This is a genomic window from Kriegella aquimaris, assembly GCF_900103215.1.
Lineage (GTDB): Bacteria > Bacteroidota > Bacteroidia > Flavobacteriales > Flavobacteriaceae > Kriegella > Kriegella aquimaris.
Window position 1 is genome coordinate 161,863 of the sequence record NZ_FNGV01000003.1, and the last position, 24,249, is coordinate 186,111.

The window sequence follows — 24,249 nt, forward strand, 5'->3', positions numbered from 1 at the left end:
TGAACAATATACCTGAAAATTATCGGTATAAATTTATTGGTAAACAAGAACCGTATTTCAAGACTTTTTACACAAAACTCTTTACACAATTTTAAAAGCATAAAAATCCACTGAAATGTCAAAAAACAAAATTGCCCTCGTAACTGGCGGAAGTCGTGGTTTAGGACGTGACATTGCCATTAGTCTGGCAAAAAAAAATATCGATTCTATTATCACTTACCATTCAAACAAATCGGCAGCTGATGAAGTAGTCGCCGAAATAAGACAAATGGGTCAAACTAGTTATGCATTACAGCTTGACACTAGTAAAATCAATACTTTTGATGAATTTTTCAATCAACTTTCTGTCTATTTAAAATCAGAAACTCAATATGATAATCTTGATTTTTTAATAAATAATGCGGGAACCGGAATTTACCAACCCTTTATTGAAACAACCGAAGATCAATTCGATGAAATGGTCAACGTTCACTTTAAAGGAGTTTATTTCTTGACACAAAAAGCCTTGGGGTATTTGAACGATGGTAGTAGAATTATTAATATTTCTTCCGGTTTGACAAGGTTTACTTTCCCAAATTCATCCGCTTATGCCCCTGTTAAAGGAGCCGTAGAAGTATTTACAAAATATCTGGCCAAAGAATTGGCACATCGAAAGATTACAGCAAATGTTGTGGCCCCTGGTGCTGTTGCAACAGATTTTGGTGGCGGTGAAAATAAAACAAACGAGCAAAAAAGAAAAGCGGTAACCAATGTTACTGCATTAGGTCGTGTGGGAGAACCCGAAGATATTGGAGGTGTAGTTGCCTTTTTGTGCACCGAAGATGCAAGGTGGATAAATGGACAACGTATAGAAGCTTCTGGAGGAATTCTATTATAGAACAACCGATGATTAAAAAACTTCAAAACAAGGAGATAACTATTGCCGACAACATCCGTTCCGTTTTTCAGGATTCGTATGCGGTCGAGGCAAAACTACTAAACGCAAAAGATTTTCCGCCCTTAAAAAGAAGCCTTGAAAGTTATTCAAAAAGCAAAAATTATTTTTTTGGATATCTAAAAAACCATGAGCTTGCAGGAGTTATTGAAATTAATAATGAAAGCGACTTTACTCATATTCAAAGTTTGGTCGTTGCGCCCAATTTTTTCAGACAAGGAATAGCGCGGCAATTGATGGAATTTGTACTCCATACTTATAATTCAAAACCTTTTATGGTAGAAACGGGTGCAGCCAATGCCCCGGCAATAGCGCTGTACCTCAAGTTTGGTTTCAAAGAGGTAAAACAATGGAACACAGAAAGTGGTATTAGAAAAGTTAGGTTGAATAGAATAATCCGATAAAACCGCTTTATAATAGGGGCCGTTCTCAAGTGGGCGTTAACCAATTTAACTATATTTACATACCAAACGCTGCACTTTCTGAGGCAATATCGTTTACAGAAACGGCAATCTAAAAATTATGAAGCACAATCTATCTCAAATGATGTCATTAGACATTTATCTTTCCGCTCTAAGCAAAACGGAATATTTTAAAGTCAGACCACTAATAAGTCCTCAAAATTTTAAAAAAACACCCCTCTTAAGTTGGGATATTTACGGCGAAAATTACTTCAATAGTCTAATAGAACTGAAAAGGGAACAAGACATTCGTAAGATTAAAGAGATGGCAAATAAGCTAGGCTGGAAAAACGATATCGACGCCATTTTTGACAAGAGCAAGTTTGAAGCGCTTGTAATTACAGATATCGAACAAAAAATAATATGGGTCAATGATGGCTTTACAGAGATGACAGGCTATTCCAAAATCGAGGCCCTGAACAACACTCCTGATTTTTTACAGGGTCCGGACACCAGTTCAAAAGCAAAAAAAAGAATCTCAACAAAATTAAATAGCAAAACACCTTTTACAGAAGTGCTGATAAATTATAAAAAAGATAGTACGCCCTACTCCTGTGAGATCAAAGTATTCCCCCTATTCGACCATTCAACAACTCATTTTTTAGCTCTGGAAAAAGTAGCCGTATGACGATTGAACAACGTATTGAAAATTCAAAAACAACTATATTCAAAGCTGTATTCCCCAACACTACCAATCATTATGACACACTTTTTGGCGGTACCGCCATGCAACTCATGGATGAAACGGCATTTATAACAGCTACACGTTTTGGCAGACAACAAATGGTTACGGTCAGCAGCGATAAAATTGATTTTAAAAAAGCGATTCCTGCAGGTACAATCATTGAACTTTCTGGAAAAATAAGCCATATAGGTAATACGAGTTTAAAAGTGAGGGTCGACATTTTTGTGGAGGAAATGTATTCTTCGTTCAGAGAAAAAGCAGTATCGGGTGAATTTACTTTTGTAGCTATCGATGAAAACAAGCAACCCACTAAGATACTGTGAGCAATGGTATTAAAATGACTATAAAACTTCATTTATATTAACCATACTTAAGTACATAAAGTGCAATACCAGCTATTTAACCTCAACACCATAGTTTATGAAACTAACAACCGACCCCAAGGCCACAGCAGTTTTTAATAACTATCCGTCTACCGTACAGGAGAAGTTGCTTTATCTAAGAACATTGGTGCTAAAAGTAGCTGAAGAACTTGAAGGACTTGAAAAACTCGAAGAGACGCTGAAATGGGGAGAGCCCAGCTATTTAACGAAATACGGAAGCACCGTGCGCATGGATTGGAAAGTAAAAAAACCCGACCAATTTGCCATCTATTTTAAATGTACATCTAAATTAGTACCTACATTTAAGTTACTTTATAAAGATAAATTTGATTTTGAGGGAAACCGGGCCATTGTTTTTAAAATCGATGATCAAATACCCGAAGAAGAACTAAAGCATTGTATTTCGTTGGCCTTGAATTACCATAAAATAAAGCAGTTGCCTTTACTTGGTGCCAAAGGTTGAAAAAGTGCTTAAGCAAAGAATACAAAAAAGCCCCTATTATGGGGCTTTTATATTAAAAAATACGGTAATTATAATTATATCGTTTAATAATTAAACATGCAACGCTCGATCATCGGTTGCTGCCAAGGCCGCCTCTTTCACTGCTTCGGCATAGGTGGGGTGGGCATGACTCATGCGCGAAATATCTTCTGCCGAAGCACGGAACTCCATAGCCGTTACTCCTTCCGCGATTAAATCAGCTACTCGCGCCCCGATCATATGTATTCCCAGAACCTCATCGGTTTTGGTATCGGCTAATATTTTCACAAAGCCATCAGTATCCATACTAGCACGGGCGCGACCCAAAGCTCGCATGGGAAATTGACCTACCTTATAATCCACTCCTGCTTCCTTTAATTCTTCCTCGGTCTTACCAACGGCGGCAACTTCGGGCCACGTATAAACCACCCCAGGAATCAAATTATAATCTATATGTGGTTTTTGTCCGGCCAATTGCTCGGCAACCAAGGCACCTTCCTCTTCTGCTTTATGAGCTAACATAGCGCCTTTGATAACATCGCCAATAGCATAGATATTCGAAATATTGGTTTGTAAATGCTCATTTACCGCAATTTTGCCCCTTTCTTCCAATTGTACACCTGCAGCATCAAGATTCAATCCTTCGGTATATGCATGACGACCTACGGAGACCAAACAGTAATCTCCTTTAAATTCAACTTCTTGTCCCTTTTTATCATCGGCTTTCACTATGACCTCATCGCCTTTTCGTTCAACGGACTTTACTTTGTGCGAGAGGCTGAACTTCACCTTTTGCTTTTTCATCACTTTCATCAACTCTTTGGAAAGCGCACCATCCATCCCAGGAATAATGCGATCCATAAACTCAATAACGGTCACCTCTGCTCCCAAACGCTTATATACCTGTCCAAGTTCCAAACCAATAACCCCGCCACCAATAACAATCAAATGTTTCGGGATCTCTTTCAGTTTTAAAGCTTCTGTAGATGTAATAACCCTTTCTTTGTCCAATTTTATAAAAGGCAAAGTAGACGGTTTAGATCCTGTTGCTATAATGGTATTTTTAGCCTCAATGGTTTCAACCTTACCATCATTCTTTTTAATATTGATATGGGTGCTATCGGAAAAGCTGCCCAATCCTTCAAAAACATCGATTTTATTTTTATCCATCAAAAACTGGATACCCTTTGTAGTTTGATCAACTACGGATTGTTTACGGGAAATCATTTGCTCAAGATTCACCTTTATTTCCCCCGGGATATCAATTCCGTGTTCTTCAAAGTGCTTTATTGCATCTTCATAATGATGACTAGAGTCTAATAGCGCCTTTGACGGAATACATCCTACGTTAAGGCATGTACCTCCTAAGGTGCTATATTTTTCAATAATCGCCGTTTTCATGCCCAGTTGTGCACATCGAATCGCTGCTACATATCCTCCAGGTCCTGAGCCAATAATGGCCACATCGTATGAACTCATAAAATTTTTGTTTAATTAAAGTAACAAAATTAACACTATTTTTCGGTTAACAATAGACCGTAAAGATAAAGATACAGGCTTTGGTCGCAGATTCGATATACGTACATGACCGTTTGCAGAACAGATGGCAAAATCGTAATATTACCAGAATGTTAAACCAAAATGCATGAAAGGCAAAAAGGGACCCAAATACCGTCAAGACGAGCATATCGTTGAAAATAGGGAGTTGAGAATTTGGGAGGCATTGATTCCGGTTATTGCCCTTGTAGCCATGTTGGCCTATAATGTATACGTTTTTGGAGATGATGCCATAAGTGGCTCGAATCAGTTTATTCTTCTTTTGGGTGGCGCTGTAGCTGCCATTGTAGGTTTTTTAAACAAAGTTTCTTACAAACAAATGATTGCCGAGGTTGCCGAGAATGTAAAATCGACAACTGGGGCCCTACTTATTCTTTTAATGGTGGGTGCCTTAGCGGGTACTTGGTTGATCAGTGGTATTATTCCGGCAATGATTTATTACGGGCTTCAAATTTTGAATCCCACTATTTTTTTGGCAGCCTGTGTCATAATATGTTCTATAATATCGATTGCCACAGGAAGTAGTTGGACCACTTCGGCAACTGTAGGTATCGCATTGATAGGAATAGGCGAAGCACTTGGTATTTCCCTTGGGATGACAGCTGGAGCTGTTCTTTCGGGAGCCTACTTTGGAGACAAAATGTCACCGCTAAGTGACACGACCAATTTGGCTCCGGCAATGGCGGGAGGTGAGCTTTTCGATCACATTAAGTATATGACAATCACCACGGTACCTACCATTTTGGTAACACTACTGATATTTATCGTCATAGGGTTTTCTTTGGACACCAATGGAACGGCAGATACCGAAGCAATTCTATCAAGCATAGACACCACTTTCAATATAAACGGATGGTTGTTTTTAGTTCCGGTTATGGTCATTTTTTTAATTGTAAAAAGGACTCCTCCCTTAGCTGCTTTATTAATAGGAACGCTCTTAGGGGCCATATTTGCGCTAATATTTCAACCCGAAATCGTAGCAGGATTGACCGGGTCCAATAAACTTGATTTTGAATCGGGGTATAAGGGAATATTAAATGCCATTACCCTTGAAACTTCGATACCAACGGAAAATGAATCCCTGGCCAAACTTTTTTCTTCCAAGGGCATGAACGGTATGCTGGGTACTATTTGGCTAATTCTATGTGCTATGGTTTTCGGTGGCATCATGGATGGCATAGGGGCCTTGTCCCGTATTACAAAAAGCCTTCTCGCAATGGCCAAAACTACTTTTGGCTTGTTTGCCAGTACCGTAGGGAGCTGTTTAGCCTTGAACATAACTGCTTCCGACCAATACCTGGCAATCGTCGTACCAGGAAAAATGTTTGCCAAAGCTTATAAAGACCGCGGGTTGGCCCCTGAAAATTTAAGTCGTACCCTCGAAGATTCAGGTACAGTAACATCCGTTTTGATTCCATGGAATACTTGTGGTGCGTATCACAGCGGAGTGTTAGGAGTCAGTGTGGCCGACTATTTTATGTATGCGATTTTCAACTGGCTAAGTCCAATAATGACGTTGCTATTTGCGGCTTTGGGCATTAAAATAAAGCAATTGGCCTCCTCTTCGAAGAGCGAATAGCAATACAACTACTAATTTGTTATCACCCTATCGGTGAAGTATTGGGTAAAAGAATTTTAACACACTTTTAACCTGACATCCAGCACTTTATAAAAAGGATTGGCATTTTATTTGTGGCCAAAAAATTGAATTATAAAATTGGTCAAAAATGAAAAAGTACATCTTACTTTCGTTGGTGGCGATTTTAGCTACCTCGTGCCACGCTCAAGAAAAAAACAATCTTGAGTCCAAACAAGAAAACAAGGAAAAAGAATTGGCACAAACAAAACCAAAAGGGTCTTGGAGGGTCAATAAAGAAGTTGACGAACACGGTAATCTGATTCGTTATGATTCCATATACTCATGGTCGTCCTCTTCAGACGGACCCAACACCATTGGAAAGCATAATATTGATAGTCTAAATCAAATGTTCAATAGCATTTATAAGAGATTCGGAACTATCAGCGGAAACCGAACGTTACCTGATTTTTTTAATAATGATTCTCTCTTTGCAGAAGACTTTTTCCAAAATGATTTTTTTGATGAGGAATTCTTTCATAATCGATTTAATGACGATTTTTCAGATTGGAAAAAAATGAGAAAACATATGGACTCCCTTCAAAAGGAATTCTTGGAAAAATACAATTTCCAAGTAGTCCCATTGGAAAATGAAGGGAATGAAAAAAAGAATAGGTCACATGCAATTTCTACTCAAAAAGTTTAAAAACACACCTCGTAATTTTTAATATAAAAAAATTAGAAACCAGCAAAATTAAGGGCTGTTTTTTAATGATAACACAAGAAACGTATCCGTGGGACTGTGCTATTTGTAATAGTTATGCTGCTATCGTTTTTTTAAATACCTAATGCTTTTCTAGCCATTTAGAAGCCCTAATTTTGTGATAGAAACAACCCTTAAAAAAGAGTTATAATATGTCATTTGTAGGAAAAAAATTCCCCAATTTAAGTGTAAACGCCATGAACGATTTAGGCGACACTTTCAAAATTAATGTCTTGGAAGAAGCCCAAAAGAACAATAAAAAAGTAATCTTGTTCTGGTATCCAAAAGACTTTACGTTCGTATGCCCCACGGAGCTGCACGCTTTTCAAGCGGCCCTTGGTGAGTTTGAAAAAAGAAATACAGTAATTATCGGAGCTTCTTGCGATACAGCCGAAGTTCACTTTGCTTGGTTGAGCACTGCCAAGGACAATGGCGGCATTGAAGGTGTAACATACCCTATACTAGCAGACAGCAATAGAAATTTGGCTTCTACCTTAGGTATTTTAGACATCACTGATGAAGAATACAATGAAGAAACCGGAGTTGTTACTGTAGAAGGTGATAATGTAACCTATAGAGCTACTTATCTTATCGATGAAGAAGGAACTGTCTTTCACGAGGGCATTAACCACATGCCATTAGGTAGAAACGTAAATGAATTTTTACGTTTGATCGATGCGTACACCCATGTACAGGAAAAAGGTGAAGTATGCCCCGCAAACTGGGAGGAAGGTAAAGATGCCATGACGGCCGACAGATCAGGTGTTGCCAGTTACCTTTCTACACACGCTAACTAATTAGCGAATAACAATGCAAAGTTTAAAAGATGTGAGTGAACGAAGCAATTGCTGGAATAAATCTTTCAATTGCCTCGTTGCACCACGTAGAAATTATTAAAGCGTATACTAATGATATTAGAACTAGAACAAGATAATTTACAGGAAATCATTGAGACAAACAAAAATGTTGTAGTCCAGTATTCGGCCGGTTGGTGTGGTAATTGCCGCATCATGAAACCAAAATTCAAAAAAGAGGCGGCAACACATGAAGATATTACTTTTATCATAGCCGATGCCGAGAAGTTCCCGGAGTCCCGGAAAATGGCAAAAGTTGATAACCTGCCTACCTTTGCTGCCTTTACTAATGGGAAATTCAAAAATCAAGTACAGACAAACAAGTATGATGTTTTAAAAGAGCTGATCAATGAAGTTACCAGTAATTAAGCATTTAACGAATTTTATAGAAAATAACGATGAAGATTTCGTTGTAGAAACTATTGAAACGCTTGAAGATCTTACCGAAGTGTCTTCTCTAAAAGATGAGGAACTTGATGTTATCGGGGAGCTGATTTCCAATATGTACGGGGCTTTAGAAGTACATAAAGCTATAAAAGACGGACAACCCAAAAAAGAAGCATTGAATGAATTCATGAAACGCGTAACAGGTTCTATAGACACCTAGTACCGTTTTTTAGTGAGTTTAGATAAATCCTCATTTGCATATTTGAATACTATAAAGTAACCTCAAAATAGGCTGTTTTTTCTTTTTAATCTATTTGATGGTTATCATCCGGTTTTGATGGGGTTGGCCTGATCTTAAAACAAAGGCTAAAACGCACTGGATGTCAGATGTAAAAAAAGCGGATAAAAAATCATGATGGCGACTAACATATAACCTTTATATTTTTTAATTTCACGGTCAACTTAAAAATGAACATCATGGCAACAGTAACGCTTAAAGGAAATACAATACATACATTAGGAAACTTACCAGCAAACAAAAGTAAGGCTCCCAATTTCAGTTTAACAAAAACGGATCTCTCATCTGCTTCATTAGCTGACTACCAAGGTAAAAAAGTCGTGCTTAATATATTTCCAAGTGTTGATACCGGAACTTGTGCCCAATCAGTGCGACAATTCAATGAAGAAGCCGCAGAATTAGACAATACTGTTGTTTTGTGCATCTCTAAAGATCTTCCTTTCGCTCAAGCTCGTTTTTGTGGTGCTGAGGGAATAACCAATGTTGAAATGCTATCTGATTTTAAAGATGGTTCTTTTGGAAAGTCTTACCAAGTGGAGTTTTCCGATGGTCCGTTGCAATCGTTATTATCACGGTCGGTAGTTGTTCTTAATGAGAACGGCGAAGTAATTTATAGCGAACAAGTTCCTGAAACTGTGGACGAGCCCAACTACAAGGCCGCTCTAGAAGCATTGATGGATGCCTAAGGAATCTTTTGCAAAAAATAGAATAAGAAGTGTGGGTTTCGCTTTACGCGGGGCCCTACTTTTGATTCGCACCGAAGCAAGTATCAAGGTTCAGGTGGGTATTGCTATTATCGTTACCGCTGCAGGGTTTTTCTATAACCTCTCTGCCACCGAATGGATACTCCAAATTTTTGCTATTGGTCTGGTTATGGGAATCGAGGGAATAAATACCGCTGTCGAAAAAATTGCCGATTATATACAGCCTGAATTTGATGAAAAAATAGGCTTCATCAAAGATATTTCTGCCGGTGCTGTAATGTTGGTATCTATTGCCGCCAGTATTATTGGAGTTATCATTTACTTTCCTAAGATTTTTTGAAGTATAAATCTCACCGCCTTCGACTGTAAATTTGTAATTTAGCCCCCAGAATAAAAGATTTCATGGCAAAGAAGGTACGAAAACCAAAGCCTAAAACGGTTAAAAAGGGCATGGGTTTTAGCATGTCAAAACAAAATAAGATAATAGTGGGAAGCCTTTTGGTGCTACTCAGTATCGCACTTTTCTTTTCCTTTGTTTCCTTCTATTTTACATGGCAAGATGATCAGAGCATGCTCACTGAATTCGCCAATAGAAATGCAGAGGCAAAAAATTTACTTAACAAATTCGGAGCAAGTGTCAGTCACTTTTTTATGTACAAAGGGTTCGGTTTGGCGTCATTCGTCCTTCCGTTTTTGATGTGCCTCACCGGGCTTTATATGTTTCTTGGTATTGAGAAAAAAGGGTTGCTCAAAAAATGGATATGGGGATTGGTATTTATTTTATGGCTTTCCATCGCCTTGGGTTTCTTTGCCTATGACAACCCTTTGTGGGGCGGATTGGTCGGTTATGAAATGAATGATTTTCTTCAAGATTATGCCGGAAAGATAGGTGTACTCCTACTTTTGTTATTCGGATTGGTTTTTATCTTGGTTCGGTTGTTCAAATTCTCGCCCGAGGATATCGGTATATACTTCAATAAGAAAAGAACGGCATTGTCTTCCGAATTTAAAAAAGATAAAAAGGAAGGTCCCAACGACAAGTTCACATCAGTTGAAACTGAAGAAGAAATTCCGGTAATCATAGATACCTACACGCACAAAGAAAATATTCCACATTTAGAGCAAGAATCGGTCAAAGATGATTTTGAGGTGACTATGCCCATAGAGGAAGAAGTCGAGAAAGATTTGTCGATGGAAGTTGAAAAAATCGTCGAAGAAAAAGAGGAGGTCGATAATATGGCTAGTAAGCTGGTAGATGATTTCGGAGAGTTTGACCCTACGCTTGAGTTGGGCAACTACAAATTTCCGACCATAGAACTTTTAGACCAGCACGGAGTTTCAGGAAGCATTACCATCAATCAAGAAGAACTTGAGGACAATAAGAACAAGATTGTCGATACCTTAAAGAACTACAAGATTGGTATTGCGCAGATCAAGGCCACAATTGGTCCAACGGTAACCCTTTACGAAATCGTACCTGAAGCAGGAGTACGCATATCGAAAATAAAGAACCTAGAAGATGATATCGCCTTGTCTTTAGCCGCGCTTGGTATTCGAATTATCGCGCCTATACCTGGCAAGGGAACCATTGGTATCGAAGTGCCGAACAAGAATGCCACAACGGTTTCAATGCGCTCCGTTATTGCTTCCAGTAAATTTCAAAAAGCTGAAATGGAATTGCCCATTGCCTTTGGAAAAACGATTAGCAACGAGACATTCGTTGTCGATCTTGCCAAAATGCCACACATGCTTATGGCCGGGGCAACTGGTCAGGGTAAATCGGTCGGCTTGAATGCCGTACTGACTTCCCTCCTGTATAAAAAACATCCTGCCGAAGTCAAGTTTATCTTGGTAGATCCCAAAAAAGTAGAATTGACACTTTACAATAAAATTGAACGACACTTTTTGGCAAAATTACCCGACTCCGAGGAAGCCATTATTACCGATAACACCAAAGTAATACATACATTGAACTCGCTTTGTATCGAGATGGACAACCGCTATGAATTGTTGAAACATGCCATGGTTCGTAACCTCAAGGAATACAATACCAAGTTCAAGGCGCGAAAATTGAATCCGAATGACGGACATAAATTTTTACCCTATATTGTTTTGGTAATCGATGAGTTTGCCGACCTTATCATGACTGCCGGAAAAGAAGTAGAAACACCTATTGCTCGATTGGCACAGTTGGCCCGAGCGATCGGAATTCATTTGATCATAGCCACGCAGCGACCGTCAGTTAATGTAATAACCGGTATTATAAAAGCTAACTTCCCCGCTAGAATCGCTTTTAGGGTTACTTCGAAAATAGATTCTAGAACTATTCTTGATGCGCAGGGTGCCGACCAGTTGATTGGTCGTGGTGACATGCTGTATACCCAAGGCAATGATGTCACCCGAATTCAATGTGCCTTTGTTGACACCCCTGAAGTTGCTAAAATCACTGAATATATCGGCTCACAGAGAGCCTATCCGCAGGCGTACGAACTTCCTGAATATGTAGGCGAAGATTCTGGCACAAGTATTGATTATAATATATCTGATCGTGATGCTATGTTTCGAGATGCCGCCGAAGTTATCGTTATAGCACAGCAAGGATCGGCCTCCTTAATACAACGAAAGTTGAAATTGGGATACAATCGTGCAGGCCGAATTGTTGACCAGTTGGAAGCGGCAGGAATCGTAGGTCCTTTCGAAGGCAGTAAAGCAAGACAGGTTCTGGTACCCGATTTGGTTGCGCTAGATCAATTATTGAATAATGAAGGCCGATAAAAGGCATTAATAATTATAAAATGAAAAAATATTACCTAGTACTACTTTTGGTTTTAATCTTTAGTAGCTCCTTTGCCCAAAATTCAGATAAGGCCGAAGCGCTTTTAGACGATGTATATAACAAGGTGCAGAGCTATGACAATGTTACTATTGACTTTAAATACGTATTGAACAATGTCGAAGCCGGTATAAATCAAGAAACCCGTGGCGATGTCACTATGGAGGGGGATAAATATCTCTTCAATTATATGGGTGCCCAACAATTATATGACGGAAAAAAGGTCTATCGTATTGTACCTGAAAATGAAGAAGTTACCATTGAAGATCTTGTCGAAGATGAAAATACGGTTTCCCCTTCTAAAATGCTCACTTTTTATAAGCAAGGTCATACGTACGAATGGGATATACTACAAAATGTTCAGGGTAGAAAAATACAATATGTCAAATTGATTCCTATCGATACTGATACTGAAATAAAATCTATATTGTTAGGTATCGATGCCGAGACCAAACACATCTACAAACTTATCGAAACGGGCCAAAATGGCACCACCACTACGATTACTGTTAATTCTTTTAAAACGGATCAGCCTTTGTCGAAAACCTTATTTACTTTTGATGAAGACAAGTACAAGAAATCAGGCTACTACATTATAAGAAATTAGACCATTGAGAATATTAGACCGGTATATTTTATCGAGATTTCTATTTAATTTTTTCAGCTCGTTTGTAATATTGATGTTCATCTTCATATTTCAAACGATTTGGCTTTTTATAGATGATTTAGCGGGAAAAGGTCTCGATATTGTTATTATCGGAAAGTTTCTTTTCTATTTGATGCCGAACCTTACCGAAAAAGTTTTACCCTTAACGGTTTTGCTTTCTTCAATTTTGACCTTCGGAACCTTTGCCGAAAATTATGAATTCGCAGCCATGAAGGCGTCAGGTATTTCATTACAGCGTGCCATGCTAAGCCTTATCGTATTTATTATTTTTTTAGGAGGGGTTACTTTCTATTTCGCCAATAGCGTAATTCCTGCATCGGAACAAAAAATCTATAATATGCGACGGAATATTGCCAAGGTGAAACCGGCCGTAGCTATCGAGGAAGGTGTATTTAGCGACTTTGAAGGAATGAACATCAAAGTCGACAATAAATACGGCGAACAAGACCGTTTTTTAGATAACGTGATCATCCATCAAAAAGCGAATAATATAAACCGGGTGGTTATCAAGTCCAAATCTGGAGAATTAATTAGTAGCGAAGCTTCCGATATTATTCAATTGGTATTGAAAGAGGGGCATTATTATGAGGATATTACCACCAAATCGAATAATGAAAAGCGTCAATACCCTTTTGCCAAGGCAAATTTCGAAGAATACACTATGAATATCGAGGTGCCCGATTTCAGTGATGTCGATCTTGAGGAAGAGCGTAATGTACGAACCGATAAAATGAAGAACGTTTCAAGGTTAATACAAGATATTGATTCACTTAAAAACGACAATCTAAAAATTGTTGGTGCGTTCTCGAAAAATATTTCCAATAGAATGGGTGCCTTTGTTCCAGTACCAAAAATCGACAGGGTAGATAGTCTTGCACAAAAGAACAAAGAAATCAAAAAAGACACGACTGCCTTGGCTTCTACACAATTGGCAGATTCCGTCGAAACGGGTGGTCAAAAACCTATAAAAAATATAGAAGACCTGTTTCAAGATTGGCAAAAAACTCAAGTTGTGAACTCAGCTAAAACGTCGGTATCGAACATTTTGACTTCGATTCAAGGGAAAAAAGAGGAGTTATCGAAGCGTTATAAGATATACAACATGCATATTCTCTCTTTACATAAAAAATATGCTTTGGCGCTCTCCTGTGTTATTCTGTTTTTTGTGGGTGCACCACTAGGAGCTATAATTCGTAAAGGAGGCATGGGGTTGCCCATGGTTATTGCCATTGTTCTCTTTCTTACTTATTATTTCATAGGAGTTTTTGCAGGTAATTACGCCAAGGAAGGTAACATACATCCCATATTGGGCGCATGGTTATCTACGCTGATAATGTTACCTTTGGGAGTATTTCTAACAAGAAGGGCTACGGCCGATAAAGGACTAATGAGTTTTGGAAATGTAATTGACTTTATTAAAAGGAAGTTTCCAAAGAAGGATAAAAAGGAGATGGTATGATAACAAAAGTGGAAAAAAAAATAGCGTTACATACAATAGAGGAAGCTATTGAAGCTATTCGTAATGGCGAGGTCATTATTGTGGTCGATGATGAAAACCGAGAGAATGAAGGTGATTTTTTGGCCGCGGCTGAACTCGCCACGCCCGAAATGGTGAATTTTATGGCCACACATGGCAAAGGATTGATTTGTGCTCCGCTTACCGAAGGTCGTTGTCGCGATCTAGGGCTTCATATGATGGTCACCAATAATACCGACCCACTGGAAACTGCTTTTACGGTTTCTGTAGATTTACGGGGCAATGGGGTAACTACAGGGATTTCTGCTTCCGATCGGGCAAAAACGGTACAAGCATTGACCGGACCGGATATCAAGCCCCAGGATTTAATGCGCCCAGGGCATGTCTTTCCCCTTATTGCAAAGGAAGGCGGGGTCTTGAGACGCACGGGCCATACCGAAGCTGCAATAGATTTTGCGCGATTAGCCGGTTTGCAGCCTGCGGGAATCATTGTTGAAATCATGAATGAAGATGGTAGCATGGCTCGCCTACCCCAACTTATCGAAGTCGCCAAAAAGTTCGATTTAAAAATTGTTTCCATTGAAGACCTTATTGCCTATCGCATGGAACATGATAGTTTGATCGAAAAAGAGGCCGATTTTGAAATTACAACGCTATTTGGCGATTTTAGGTTGCGTGCGTATAAACAGACGACCAACAATCATGTGCATATCGCTTTGACCAAAGGAAGCTGGAAAAAAGATGAAAAGATTTTGACTCGTATAAATTCTACCTTGGTCAACAATGATATTTTAGGAACCCTCACCAATAATCCCGATAAAAAATTGGATGATATGTTCCAAGCGATCAACAAAGAAGGAAAAGGAGCTATTGTCTTTATCAATCAAGATTCCGAATCACTTAATCTTTTATCGCGCTTAGCGGAATTAAAGGAGTTACAAAAACAAGGCATCTTTAAGGCACCGAAAATTGACATGGATGCAAAAGATTTTGGTATCGGCGCCCAAATTCTACATGATCTCGGCATTGTAAAAATGCGTCTCTTGTCCAATTCACCACAAACCAAACGTGTAGGTATTGTAGGGTATGGATTAGAGATTGTCGATTATGTCGGATATTAAAAGTTTGGCCAAAGTACTATTCGACCTGTTGTAAAATCCAATTTGAGATTTCCTTTAACGCCATAGGTGAAAAAGTCTGTTCAATCGCTGCATATTCAGTAGGTGATCCCGTCTCGCTTTCTTGAAATAAATGGTTCAAGCCAGGCAACATCTTTAAGGTTACATTTTTATTACCCCCTTTTTTTAATGCTTTGGCTATTGCCTCCAAATTTTCTTTAGCAGGTACCTGCAGGTCTTTATCACCATTTATAGCCAAAACTGGACAATTTACCTTTTCAAGTACATTTGCAGGATCATGCCTTAGTAAATAGACCATCCATGGGGTAGCCATAAAATCTATTTGAGCCTTTATAAACTGTTCGGTATCAACACTTTCAGGAACCCAAGTACTCGATTCCTCATTTTGGGTTTCAGCAACAAGATAAGTATTCAAATCATCCTTCAAGGTCTGTATATTATCTGAAGCAACGGCCATACTAATCATTTTATCCCGAATCTCAGCTGATTTTTTTATTTCAACATCTGATTTTCCCATGGCCTTTGCTATCAACCTTCCTTGTATGGACAATAATTCACTACCCGGTATTCCAGTTCCAGCCATTAGAACGATAAACTTGACATCTTTAGATTGAACAGCAACCATTGGTGCTATTATTCCACCTTCACTATGTCCGATCAAACCAATATTATGCTTATCGACCTTCTTTCTTGTTTTTAGATAAGCGATGGCACTTTGTACATCTGAAGCAAAATCGACCGAAGTTGCAGTTGTAAAATCCCCGGTAGACTCTCCGGCACCGCGGTCATCATAGCGCAATACCCCAATCCCGTTTTTAGTCAAATAATCGGAAATGACTAGAAAAGGTTTATGGCCGGCCAGTTCTTCATTTCGGTTTTGCGGACCACTTCCGGTAATCATAATCACAACCGGATAGGTACCCGTTGCTTTGGGCAATGTTAAGGTTCCCGCCAAAACGATTTCGGCCGATGTATTGGAAAAGTTAACTTCTTCGGAGTAGTATGAGTAGGGTTCTTTTGGTTCTTGCGGACGGTTGACCTTAGGTTTTTCAATCGCCTCCCTTGATAATTCCAGCGGCAGAGAAAATCCGCCTTGCGTAAAAGTACCTTCCAATTTTTCTCCTTTAAGATTGGCAGTATATACAAGCCCCAAGGCGGTTATGGCTATGTTTAGTTTGGAATCTTCAAAACTAGTGGAATTCACAGGAATACCTAAAGCACCTTGATCGGGACTGTCCAAAGTCGAAGTATAACCCGTATCGGATTCAACAATATGAAGAACAAGACGCAAGGGGTTTCCAGGAATTTCCAATAAGCCGTTCCATTGCCCTGTAATGTCTTGTGCAACCGATGTAAAAACAATTACAAAAGTTAGTAATGTGGTTAGTGTACCTTTTATCATCACTGTGGGTTTTTGGATTAACATTTCTAGAGTTTTGCTCCTATTCCATGAAAGCATCTACTCTATCAGTTACAGGAATGTTGGAAATATTACACGTATTCCAATATTTATTTCCGAAAACAGCGCTAAACGCAAAAGAAATACCCGAAGATTACAAGCTCTTCTTGATGATTTGTGCAATTTTTTCCGCCCGTTGTCGCATTTCGTTTTCACTCCATCCCAATTTAATCAAACAAGAGATATTACGCCCAACCCAATGGTCAGATTGCGAAAAATCACAAGTTTCTAAATCTTGAAGTCCCTCAAGAGTTTCTTTTGGTAATTTCCCCAAAGATTTCCTTTCGGTTAAATGTTCCCACTTCCGGTAATAATGCCAATTGTTATGAAACCAGTAAAAACAGCCATCAACACCTTCATCACCCATTGCAGCGTGTACTTCTTCCGCCAAGGCCATTGAAGGCAAAAAGAAACTGAGAAAAGAATAGTTTTCAATTCCTCCTTTAGGAACTCGTCTAAAACTAACTTCAGAAATATCTTCCAAAACCGTTCTTAGTATGGAATAATTCCTTTTTTGGATGGATAAAAACTCATCTAAGCGGGCCAATTGTGCCAGTCCTACAGCCGCATGCAATTCAGATATTCTGTAATTGTACCCTAAAAATGGATGGGTTTCCGCTCCCCTATCCTTTCCCACGTGGTCATGCCCATGATCGGAATAATGGTCGGCATTTTTGTAAAATTTCTTATTGTTGGTAATAATCGCACCACCTTCCCCGCAGGTAATCGTTTTTACATAATCGAAGGAAAAAACACCCAAATCGCCATAACTCCCCAAAGGCTTCTTATTAAAAGTGCCGCCAATCGCCTGACAAGCATCTTCCAACAAAAGTAGATTGTGCTTTTCGCAAATGGATTTCAATGCTGCAAGATCAGCCATCGAACCACACATATGTACGGGCATAACTACCCGTGTTCGTTCGGTAATGGCATTTTCAACAGCTTTCGGATTTAAGGTCAGCGTATCATCGACATCAACCAGAATGGGTACCGCACCAATGGCAAGAATGGACTCAAAACTGGCTACAAAGGTAAAGGTGGGGATAATCACTTCGTCTCCTGCTCCTACTCCCGCAACGGCCAAAGCTACCGTCAAGGCTGCCGTACCACTACTGACCAGTTGTGCGTAATCGACTTGCATTCGTTGTGATAAAGCTTTTTCAAGCTCAACAGCCTTCCAGTGGCCATTTCTCATGCCATCAAAGCCGTAGCGCATTAAAACGGTAGAATCGAGTACCTCGTTTACTTGTGCTTTTTCTTTATCTCCAAAAAGTTCAAATCCTGGCATAAATAGTTATTGTTGGTTGTTGGCTGAAAATAATTTTTAAAGAATATCGATAATACTATCATCGATATTTCTTCTTACTTTTTTAAATTCGGAAAACATATCGTCGGAGGCCCTATAACCGACCGGAAGCACCAATACGGAAGTCAAACCTCTTTTCTTTAAATCCAATATTTTATCGTATGATTCCGATTCAAAACCTTCCATCGGACAAGAATCAATTTTTTCAAGGGCGCATATGGTCAGTAGGTTTCCCATGGCCAAATAGGCCTGATTAATACTCCATTGCCGTATTTCTTCCACCTTTTTATTGGAAAAATCGGCTACTAGTGCCTCTTTAAACGGATTCAATATTTCATCGCTGGTTCCGCGGACTTTTTTTATCTGATCAAAATAACCAGCAATGTATTCATCGTCAACACGATTCTCAATACAAATGATGAGAACGTGTGATGCTTGAGCCACTTGTTGCTGATTAAAAGAATGGGAAACAAGTTGCTTTTGAATCTTTTTATTTCTTAAGACCACCAATTTTATGGGCTGTAGTCCGTAAGAAGTAGCCGTAAGATTGAATGCCTGCTTTAATTTTCTGATATCCTCGGACGACAGTACTTTCTCGGAATCAAATTTTTTGACCGCATAGCGCCATTTCAGATGTTCGATACTGTCGTGCATATACTTTCTAATTAAAAAACCACAATTTTATTGACATGATCGTAATCATGATGACAAGTAATACCTTGACGATGCCATCACCCTTATTTACTGACCACCTACTGGTAATCCATCCGCCCAAGGCCTGACCGGACGCCAAGGTCAATCCGATTTCCCAATCCAACTTACCGTTAAGCCCGAAAAGTATCAAAGCAGCAATAGTATACAGGGTCATTACCACGGCTTTTATGACATTTGATTTAATCAACGTCATTTTATTGATAGAGGACAACGCCAAAAGTATAAAAATACCCGTTCCCGCTTGAATAAAACCACCATAAATTCCTATAAAAAAGAAAGCTATGACTGCCCAAATCATATGTTTCCCGGTAAGTCTTTCAGCAATATCTGCTATTGATCGCTTGGGTTGAAGTACCATAAAAGTCACTATAACGACCATTACAATAGCCAGTACACGGTTGAAAAGTCGTTCATCTATTTCGATAGCCAGTTTTGAACCGATCAACGTTCCTACAATTGCGGATGCCGATAAATACCAAATAAAGCGGGAACTGATTTGCATTCCCTTGCTTTTATAGCCCACAATATTGGCGAAACCTTGTATGAGTATAGCAATTCTATTCGTGCCATTGGCAACGCTTGGTGGCAACCCCATAAAAATAAGAATAGGTAAGGTCAGTAGAGACCCGCCACCCGCCAACGTATTTATAAAAGCTACTAATACCCCCAATAGGGCCAAGAAAACATAGTGGTACCATTCTTCCATGGCGCAAAAATACATGCTAGAATAAGATAAATATAAGTTTATCTAAAAATAATATTACACTTCTTTTACAGAATTGAAAAAGGTTAGTATATTTGCACCCGCCTACGCAACCTATTGTTGCTTCAGTAGTAAAATACTGCTGAAATCTTTTAAAGATGTATCGACCGGAGAAATGGCAGAGTGGTCGAATGCGGCAGTCTTGAAAACTGTTGAGGGTCACACCTCCGGGGGTTCGAATCCCTCTTTCTCCGCTGAATAAAAACCCAACTATCTAATTTATAGACTGTTGGGTTTTTTTATGAGCTTTTTAAATTTTGATATTAAATGAGAGATTATAAGAAATGTTGTTTTTCTCTTTCACTTTCTATGGATTATTAGTGTCTTGGTTCCATACTTCATAAAACTATTGGATATTAAAGCTTTAAAGAACCTACACAAATTCGCTTTGAGCGATGGCAGATAATTTAAAACTACGATTTAAGCATCGTTTTTTTGATATCTATCCTTTTACGATGGAAAGTCAGCTATAAGGAGTTTCAGGGACACTAAATATCATACATCGATTTTATACGTACCCATTATCTTGTCCCAAAAATTAAAATATAAACCGTAATTTCCTTTAACCCCTTTATGATGTAAATCGTGATCATCGGGGGTATTCTGTAATTTAAACAGCTTTAGTACAGCAACCGAAAATCCCAAATGTATATAGGAATTATATATAATAACAAACGTTATAAATAGTACCAATGCCAGGTGATGAAATGGTATCACAAAGAGAATTATCGGTATTATACCTATAGAAATTATGGCTTCTATTGGATGAAAGGCGAAAGCTGCCCAGGGGCTGGGACTATCAAATGTATGATGTACTTTATGCACATATTTAAAAAATAAGCGGTGATGGATCAACCGGTGTGTCCAATAAAAATAGGTGTCATGTAAAATGATCATGATAACTATACTGGTCACAAAATAAATCAGGCCATGTTCATAAATATCAAAATAAATTTTGGTCATATCATTTCTTATCCAATATAAAAAAAGCCAAACTCCAAGGCTATAGATAAAAAAAGTAAGCACTGAGTATTTAATTTCTTTTGTAATCTGTGTTCTATTTGACCATTTGTTTTGTAATTTAAAGGAAGTCCATTGTGCTCTTTTCCATATATAAAAAAAGAAATAAAACAAACCGGCAATCAATAGATATCGTAACAAAAAAATTCCTGTAACCGCCATCCAAATTTCAAAATCCGTAAGATTACCTGTTATCATAATTGTATGATGCTAATTATAGTTATTGCATCCGATTCGTTGCAATGTTGTTATATGGTCTTCAAAACAAACATCGAGCACATTCCCACTTTTTTTATTGCAAAAGGGGCATGCATTGATATCTCCATCGGTATCTACATAAAAGCCCTTAATTCCGGCGCTATAACAACCTTGTCTTCTCTGATAATACCCATGGTAGGTAATGATAGGAAATGTTTCAAACTCGCTGTCAAAGTTCATTTTAAGGAAAAATTTCTCCAAAATCTGCAAGTGTTCTTGATCAAGGGTAACATTCATATTTTTATAATGCCCAATCGGTTTTGGTTCTAGAAATTGGACAAAGGCTATATTAAACTTTTTTGCCAAGTGCATGTAGGACATTAAATTGTCATGAGAGACGAATTCCCTAGTCACACAAACGGAGAGTGCTACAACCAGATTCTGGTCATGAGCATTGCATATGGCTTGTTCTACCCAATAATAAGCATCTTTAAAATGCCTAAATGCATTGTGTTTCTCTGGGATAAAGTGATCTAGACTGATAATTATCCCTGTAAGTCCTGACTTTTTTAACCTTTTGGCGTTTTCATTCGTAAACTTAAAACCAGAGGTCGCAATCCAACAATCGGTTTTCTTACTTGCCAGCGCCACTACCTCTTCCAAAGTATCTATCCTAAGTAAGGGTTCGCCTCCTGAAAATTGGAACTGACCAACACCATAGAATTGAAGCTTTTCAATTATCTGCTTTATTTCTTTCGTGGATAAAACATCCTTCTTATTTAGGTTTTCCCATTCGTAACAATGGTCACATTGTAATGCACACTTTTTGGTGATGGCTATAAAAACGTTGTTGAACCGGTTTGTCTTTGATTTTATCTCTTTAAAATCATTTAGTTGTGCAGCGATAAAATTTTTGTAAACACTGCTGTTCCAACCCGGTGTATATAGTCCCATATAATACTTGCCACCTGCATAGACCATTTTTCTTAGCCTGTGGTTTCCCAAAAACTTTCGCCGTAACCTTATTAAGTCCCTTAGCGCCTTAATCCAATCCATAGGACGATTATAATGTTTTATGGCTACCCCTAACAAACTCAACTTTAACCTTAAATGGACTAAGTTCAACTTTGTGCCGTTTATGATATGACTTCGTTTAAATTCATTATCGCAAGTTTTGACTTTAACTTTATAGTCGGAACCAGGCCAAGACATCCGCATCGATATGGATTTTAAATCTGTCATTATTGAATCGCATTAAAATCAATACCGTTCACAAAATCGAAATAGCGCTTTTCGGAAAATCGGGTAAATTCACTGTTATACTTAAAGGTCTTAAGATTATCAAAATCGGGAATCCCTTTATAATCCCTTATATAATTGTAATAGCCCCTGTTTTTGAGAAAAACGGACTGTTTTTGGTGGTTTCTGTTTTCTTTGGCAATAAATATAACTTCGACCTCATCACCAATTCTCGGTTGTTCAAAGTAGTTTTGGTCGGCAACCGCCAACAAGGATGTCACATCAATACCATTTTGATCTGTAGCTTTGTAGGGTTTGATATATTCTATTTCCACTGGCACATTGACGGAATAATCTATGCCCACATAATCAACTTCCCAGAACATGAAGCCCGTTTCCAGTTTTATCTCAAGCTTATCAGACCCTGATTCTTCCAATTTTAAAGGTATTGCCAAATCTCGCATGGCTAAAGGCCCTACTGTATTTATCTTTTCTATCAATTCCCATTTACCGCTATTTTTCACGTAAATCGATAGTGGTATGTGCTGGTCAACTAACCATTGTTTTATTTTTTGACCCTCAATCTTTTGTTGATTTTTTTGAAAAGTATTGTAGTAATATCCAAATTGTTCGTTAAATTTTCCGAAAACATAGTCAAGCCAAACGGTATTTTTAAGTGTTAAATATAGTTTTGCTGCCTCATTATCTTTTGGTTTCTCAAACTCGAAGATTATACTTCTTGTACTATTTTCAGAGCTTGTCAACGATGAATTGAATGTGTAATAATCATTATCCTTATGTAAGGCGGGTGATAAATGGACGGTTCCATCTTCTAAAATCACCTTTCTTGGTCTGTCGATACTCTTGAAGGTTTGAATGTCTCCATACACATCTAACAAAACCTCCAAATTTTCACTATGATTCGCTACCATAAGTTCTAGTTGATCCGTATACTGAATTTCTTTTAATTGGTTGGTCACCTTTACTTTATAAGCACCATTTTCGGATGTAAAATTCGGTAATGGCAGATAATCATCGTGCTGCATGGTAGGAGTGATTATTCCCGGGTATAGCTCCCCGACAAAATCATAGGTATGCCCATTTTTAATGTATACAAAAGGGCAAGAACTTTTTGTGGCGAAATAAATAATTAGAATAACAAAAAATAATCCAATGCTTGTGAGTACAATATTCACTACCGCACGCCCCGTATTCTTATCGTTAATGGAAATGTTGTTAATTGCCGACAAAGGTATTTCTATGGTACTATTGTGCTTAAAATCAATTGGTTTTTTTAAGTAAAAATGAATTTCGTTTAATGGATCCGAGTTCAACTTTTTGTATCTATGAACCTTTTTCTCTTCTCTTTTGGATTGATCGTTATGCGCATTGCTTAAAAATTGGAGCGTTCCTTTTATGATTTGCTCATCATCGTTGATGACCATATCACTAAGATGATAAGCGGATTCACCGGAATGAATAATTACATACTTATCCAACTTATTAAAATCATGAACTTGTTTTGAAAGCCCTTCGTCATCTGAAGCAACGTTCTTGACCGTGTAATACGAACAAGAAAATGAGATGTTTAGAATAGCCAAAGCGAAAAAAATTGAAATATAGTTCGCGTATTTTCTCGCTAATTGGAACAGCATAGTGGTTAAATGGCCTTTTTTTGCTTGTAATTCCATTGTTTTGATTTTTATCGGTCGTATGTTTTATTTCTATATACCAAAGTAAAGTTCACGTTGATTAACGGTACAATTCCATTAACAGTGATGTTTGGGTTTACTCCAATACCTAAATTCGGAGTAATAAAATAATTGGCCTTTATTCTAACGGGAAGTCCTATGGTTGAAGTAGTTACCTTGGTGTCAAATAAGATATACTTATTGGTATAATAACCTAGCCCTGCGTGACCTTCAAGTATAAATCGTCCGCGCTCTAAAAACTTCAAACCTATAGTGAGATTAATTTCTGAATAAACTTCCTTTTCCAAATCCAACTTATTAAGACTGGTACCATAATAGATAGCGAAAAAATAATCATCTAGTTCAAAAATCAAGTCGGCAATTAGATTGGAGCCGTTAAGTTCATTTTCAGAATAGCTATCGTGGATGAGGAAACCATCATAAACACCCACACCTAAGCTCAATGAACTGAATCTTAGTACGCCCCCATCTTGCGCATTATTAAAGTAGACGGTAAATACGACCACCATGAAAGCTGATTTTAATTTAAGTGTTGACATGAAGCGCTGCTTTTGAACAATCGGGAGAGATAATCAAAGAAAAGCATTGATGGAAACATATAAAATACGGGAATACACGTATTTTTCTTTATCTTAAGGG

Annotated in this window: 25 protein-coding genes and 1 tRNA gene; 17 read left to right on the top strand and 9 right to left on the bottom strand. The window is 38.2% G+C overall.

What is annotated here, in order from left to right:
• Positions 1-115: 115 nt before the first annotated feature.
• From BLS33_RS08510 to BLS33_RS08530, 5 genes are all read left to right on the top strand, one after another.
• Positions 116-877: an SDR family oxidoreductase gene (locus BLS33_RS08510; RefSeq protein ID WP_089887438.1), complete on the top strand. Its 762-nt coding sequence runs from the start codon at positions 116-118 to the stop codon at positions 875-877.
• 8 nt (positions 878-885) lie between these two features.
• Entirely contained in the window at positions 886-1,338 is a 453-nt protein-coding gene (locus tag BLS33_RS08515) for a GNAT family N-acetyltransferase (protein ID WP_089887441.1), read from the top strand.
• Positions 1,339-1,456: 118 nt separating this feature from the next.
• The gene (locus tag BLS33_RS08520; protein ID WP_089887443.1) at positions 1,457-2,023 is read left to right on the top strand and encodes a PAS domain-containing protein; all 567 of its coding nucleotides are present in this window, start codon (positions 1,457-1,459) and stop codon (positions 2,021-2,023) included.
• A complete protein-coding gene (locus BLS33_RS08525; protein ID WP_089887446.1) occupies positions 2,020-2,403 on the top strand; it encodes an acyl-CoA thioesterase in 384 nt (127 codons plus the stop codon). The genes BLS33_RS08520 and BLS33_RS08525 overlap by 4 nt, the downstream gene beginning before the upstream one ends.
• A gap of 97 nt (positions 2,404-2,500) precedes the next feature.
• A complete protein-coding gene (locus BLS33_RS08530) occupies positions 2,501-2,926 on the top strand; it encodes a DUF1801 domain-containing protein (protein WP_089887449.1) in 426 nt (141 codons plus the stop codon).
• A 90-nt stretch (positions 2,927-3,016) separates the two neighbouring features.
• Here BLS33_RS08530 and lpdA read toward each other — a convergent pair whose 3' ends face one another.
• On the bottom strand, positions 3,017-4,423 hold the full coding sequence (gene lpdA, locus BLS33_RS08535) for a dihydrolipoyl dehydrogenase (RefSeq protein ID WP_089887452.1): 1,407 nt from the start codon (positions 4,421-4,423) through the stop codon (positions 3,017-3,019).
• A gap of 166 nt (positions 4,424-4,589) precedes the next feature.
• On the opposite strand from lpdA, the gene nhaC reads away from it, so the two are divergent.
• The 11 genes from nhaC (at position 4,590) to ribB (ending at position 15,181) form a co-directional block, all read left to right on the top strand.
• The gene (gene nhaC, locus BLS33_RS08540; protein WP_089887455.1) at positions 4,590-6,080 is read left to right on the top strand and encodes a Na+/H+ antiporter NhaC; all 1,491 of its coding nucleotides are present in this window, start codon (positions 4,590-4,592) and stop codon (positions 6,078-6,080) included.
• Between the two features lie 148 nt (positions 6,081-6,228).
• Positions 6,229-6,783, top strand: coding sequence for a hypothetical protein (locus tag BLS33_RS08545; protein ID WP_089887458.1), 555 nt, complete (start codon positions 6,229-6,231; stop codon positions 6,781-6,783).
• A gap of 209 nt (positions 6,784-6,992) precedes the next feature.
• A complete protein-coding gene (locus BLS33_RS08550) occupies positions 6,993-7,637 on the top strand; it encodes a peroxiredoxin (protein WP_089887460.1) in 645 nt (214 codons plus the stop codon).
• Between the two features lie 111 nt (positions 7,638-7,748).
• Entirely contained in the window at positions 7,749-8,063 is a 315-nt protein-coding gene (locus tag BLS33_RS08555; protein WP_089887462.1) for a thioredoxin family protein, read from the top strand.
• Positions 8,044-8,301, top strand: coding sequence for a DUF6952 family protein (locus BLS33_RS08560; protein ID WP_089887463.1), 258 nt, complete (start codon positions 8,044-8,046; stop codon positions 8,299-8,301). The genes BLS33_RS08555 and BLS33_RS08560 overlap by 20 nt, the downstream gene beginning before the upstream one ends.
• Before the next feature lie 257 nt (positions 8,302-8,558).
• Positions 8,559-9,065 carry a thiol peroxidase gene (gene tpx, locus BLS33_RS08565; protein WP_089888150.1) on the top strand — a complete coding sequence of 169 codons (507 nt, stop codon included), beginning with the start codon at positions 8,559-8,561 and terminating at the stop codon, positions 9,063-9,065.
• The gene (locus tag BLS33_RS08570) at positions 9,058-9,423 is read left to right on the top strand and encodes a diacylglycerol kinase (protein WP_089887464.1); all 366 of its coding nucleotides are present in this window, start codon (positions 9,058-9,060) and stop codon (positions 9,421-9,423) included. Before tpx ends, BLS33_RS08570 begins: the two co-directional genes overlap by 8 nt.
• Positions 9,424-9,485: 62 nt before the next feature.
• Positions 9,486-11,858 carry an FtsK/SpoIIIE family DNA translocase gene (locus BLS33_RS08575; protein ID WP_089887465.1) on the top strand — a complete coding sequence of 791 codons (2,373 nt, stop codon included), beginning with the start codon at positions 9,486-9,488 and terminating at the stop codon, positions 11,856-11,858.
• A 20-nt stretch (positions 11,859-11,878) separates the two neighbouring features.
• Positions 11,879-12,523 carry an outer membrane lipoprotein periplasmic chaperone LolA1 gene (locus BLS33_RS08580; RefSeq protein WP_089887466.1) on the top strand — a complete coding sequence of 215 codons (645 nt, stop codon included), beginning with the start codon at positions 11,879-11,881 and terminating at the stop codon, positions 12,521-12,523.
• Between the two features lie 73 nt (positions 12,524-12,596).
• Positions 12,597-14,042 carry an LptF/LptG family permease gene (locus BLS33_RS08585; protein ID WP_245731339.1) on the top strand — a complete coding sequence of 482 codons (1,446 nt, stop codon included), beginning with the start codon at positions 12,597-12,599 and terminating at the stop codon, positions 14,040-14,042.
• Positions 14,039-15,181 carry a 3,4-dihydroxy-2-butanone-4-phosphate synthase gene (ribB, locus tag BLS33_RS08590; protein WP_089887468.1) on the top strand — a complete coding sequence of 381 codons (1,143 nt, stop codon included), beginning with the start codon at positions 14,039-14,041 and terminating at the stop codon, positions 15,179-15,181. Before BLS33_RS08585 ends, ribB begins: the two co-directional genes overlap by 4 nt.
• Positions 15,182-15,197: 16 nt before the next feature.
• On the opposite strand, the gene BLS33_RS08595 is transcribed toward ribB, so the two are convergent.
• From BLS33_RS08595 to BLS33_RS08610, 4 genes are all read right to left on the bottom strand, one after another.
• Complete coding sequence (locus tag BLS33_RS08595) at positions 15,198-16,601, bottom strand: alpha/beta hydrolase family protein (RefSeq protein WP_089888153.1); 1,404 nt, start codon at positions 16,599-16,601, stop codon at positions 15,198-15,200.
• A gap of 151 nt (positions 16,602-16,752) precedes the next feature.
• A complete protein-coding gene (locus BLS33_RS08600; protein ID WP_089887471.1) occupies positions 16,753-17,946 on the bottom strand; it encodes a DegT/DnrJ/EryC1/StrS family aminotransferase in 1,194 nt (397 codons plus the stop codon).
• Between the two features lie 36 nt (positions 17,947-17,982).
• Positions 17,983-18,618 (bottom strand): nitroreductase family protein, encoded by a 636-nt coding sequence (locus BLS33_RS08605; RefSeq protein ID WP_089887473.1) that lies wholly within the window; start codon positions 18,616-18,618, stop codon positions 17,983-17,985.
• A gap of 7 nt (positions 18,619-18,625) precedes the next feature.
• Positions 18,626-19,384 carry a sulfite exporter TauE/SafE family protein gene (locus tag BLS33_RS08610; RefSeq protein WP_089888156.1) on the bottom strand — a complete coding sequence of 253 codons (759 nt, stop codon included), beginning with the start codon at positions 19,382-19,384 and terminating at the stop codon, positions 18,626-18,628.
• Between the two features lie 166 nt (positions 19,385-19,550).
• Between BLS33_RS08610 and BLS33_RS08615 the strand changes: the two genes are divergently transcribed.
• Positions 19,551-19,635 (top strand) — tRNA-Ser (locus BLS33_RS08615).
• Between the two features lie 301 nt (positions 19,636-19,936).
• Here the strand turns inward: BLS33_RS08615 and BLS33_RS08620 are convergent.
• The 4 genes from BLS33_RS08620 to BLS33_RS08635 are packed head-to-tail and all read right to left on the bottom strand — an operon-like array spanning position 19,937 to position 24,149.
• Positions 19,937-20,659: a sterol desaturase family protein gene (locus tag BLS33_RS08620; protein WP_089887476.1), complete on the bottom strand. Its 723-nt coding sequence runs from the start codon at positions 20,657-20,659 to the stop codon at positions 19,937-19,939.
• A gap of 12 nt (positions 20,660-20,671) precedes the next feature.
• Entirely contained in the window at positions 20,672-21,901 is a 1,230-nt protein-coding gene (locus tag BLS33_RS08625; RefSeq protein ID WP_089887479.1) for a radical SAM protein, read from the bottom strand.
• Entirely contained in the window at positions 21,901-23,589 is a 1,689-nt protein-coding gene (locus BLS33_RS08630) for a hypothetical protein (protein WP_143017591.1), read from the bottom strand. The genes BLS33_RS08625 and BLS33_RS08630 overlap by 1 nt, the downstream gene beginning before the upstream one ends.
• Positions 23,590-23,600: 11 nt before the next feature.
• Positions 23,601-24,149 (bottom strand): hypothetical protein, encoded by a 549-nt coding sequence (locus tag BLS33_RS08635; protein WP_089887484.1) that lies wholly within the window; start codon positions 24,147-24,149, stop codon positions 23,601-23,603.
• Positions 24,150-24,249 lie beyond the last annotated feature (100 nt).

Excerpts from the sequence above, each read along its gene's own strand:
- BLS33_RS08515 (WP_089887441.1), top strand. The coding sequence starts at position 886 with ATGATTAAAAAACTTCAAAACAAGGAGATAACTATTGCCGACAACATC.
- BLS33_RS08610 (WP_089888156.1), bottom strand. The coding sequence starts at position 19,384 with ATGGAAGAATGGTACCACTATGTTTTCTTGGCCCTATTGGGGGTATTA.
- BLS33_RS08635 (WP_089887484.1), bottom strand. The coding sequence starts at position 24,149 with ATGTCAACACTTAAATTAAAATCAGCTTTCATGGTGGTCGTATTTACC.
- BLS33_RS08560 (WP_089887463.1), top strand. The coding sequence starts at position 8,044 with ATGAAGTTACCAGTAATTAAGCATTTAACGAATTTTATAGAAAATAAC.
- BLS33_RS08550 (WP_089887460.1), top strand. The coding sequence starts at position 6,993 with ATGTCATTTGTAGGAAAAAAATTCCCCAATTTAAGTGTAAACGCCATG.
- BLS33_RS08570 (WP_089887464.1), top strand. The coding sequence starts at position 9,058 with ATGCCTAAGGAATCTTTTGCAAAAAATAGAATAAGAAGTGTGGGTTTC.
- BLS33_RS08620 (WP_089887476.1), bottom strand. The coding sequence starts at position 20,659 with ATGATAACAGGTAATCTTACGGATTTTGAAATTTGGATGGCGGTTACA.
- lpdA (WP_089887452.1), bottom strand. The coding sequence starts at position 4,423 with ATGAGTTCATACGATGTGGCCATTATTGGCTCAGGACCTGGAGGATAT.
- tpx (WP_089888150.1), top strand. The coding sequence starts at position 8,559 with ATGGCAACAGTAACGCTTAAAGGAAATACAATACATACATTAGGAAAC.
- BLS33_RS08575 (WP_089887465.1), top strand. The coding sequence starts at position 9,486 with ATGGCAAAGAAGGTACGAAAACCAAAGCCTAAAACGGTTAAAAAGGGC.
- BLS33_RS08605 (WP_089887473.1), bottom strand. The coding sequence starts at position 18,618 with ATGCACGACAGTATCGAACATCTGAAATGGCGCTATGCGGTCAAAAAA.
- BLS33_RS08625 (WP_089887479.1), bottom strand. The coding sequence starts at position 21,901 with ATGACAGATTTAAAATCCATATCGATGCGGATGTCTTGGCCTGGTTCC.
- BLS33_RS08525 (WP_089887446.1), top strand. The coding sequence starts at position 2,020 with ATGACGATTGAACAACGTATTGAAAATTCAAAAACAACTATATTCAAA.
- BLS33_RS08545 (WP_089887458.1), top strand. The coding sequence starts at position 6,229 with ATGAAAAAGTACATCTTACTTTCGTTGGTGGCGATTTTAGCTACCTCG.
- BLS33_RS08600 (WP_089887471.1), bottom strand. The coding sequence starts at position 17,946 with ATGCCAGGATTTGAACTTTTTGGAGATAAAGAAAAAGCACAAGTAAAC.
- BLS33_RS08520 (WP_089887443.1), top strand. The coding sequence starts at position 1,457 with ATGAAGCACAATCTATCTCAAATGATGTCATTAGACATTTATCTTTCC.
- BLS33_RS08580 (WP_089887466.1), top strand. The coding sequence starts at position 11,879 with ATGAAAAAATATTACCTAGTACTACTTTTGGTTTTAATCTTTAGTAGC.
- BLS33_RS08585 (WP_245731339.1), top strand. The coding sequence starts at position 12,597 with ATGTTCATCTTCATATTTCAAACGATTTGGCTTTTTATAGATGATTTA.
- BLS33_RS08510 (WP_089887438.1), top strand. The coding sequence starts at position 116 with ATGTCAAAAAACAAAATTGCCCTCGTAACTGGCGGAAGTCGTGGTTTA.
- BLS33_RS08630 (WP_143017591.1), bottom strand. The coding sequence starts at position 23,589 with ATGGAATTACAAGCAAAAAAAGGCCATTTAACCACTATGCTGTTCCAA.
- BLS33_RS08595 (WP_089888153.1), bottom strand. The coding sequence starts at position 16,601 with ATGATAAAAGGTACACTAACCACATTACTAACTTTTGTAATTGTTTTT.
- ribB (WP_089887468.1), top strand. The coding sequence starts at position 14,039 with ATGATAACAAAAGTGGAAAAAAAAATAGCGTTACATACAATAGAGGAA.
- BLS33_RS08530 (WP_089887449.1), top strand. The coding sequence starts at position 2,501 with ATGAAACTAACAACCGACCCCAAGGCCACAGCAGTTTTTAATAACTAT.
- nhaC (WP_089887455.1), top strand. The coding sequence starts at position 4,590 with ATGAAAGGCAAAAAGGGACCCAAATACCGTCAAGACGAGCATATCGTT.
- BLS33_RS08555 (WP_089887462.1), top strand. The coding sequence starts at position 7,749 with ATGATATTAGAACTAGAACAAGATAATTTACAGGAAATCATTGAGACA.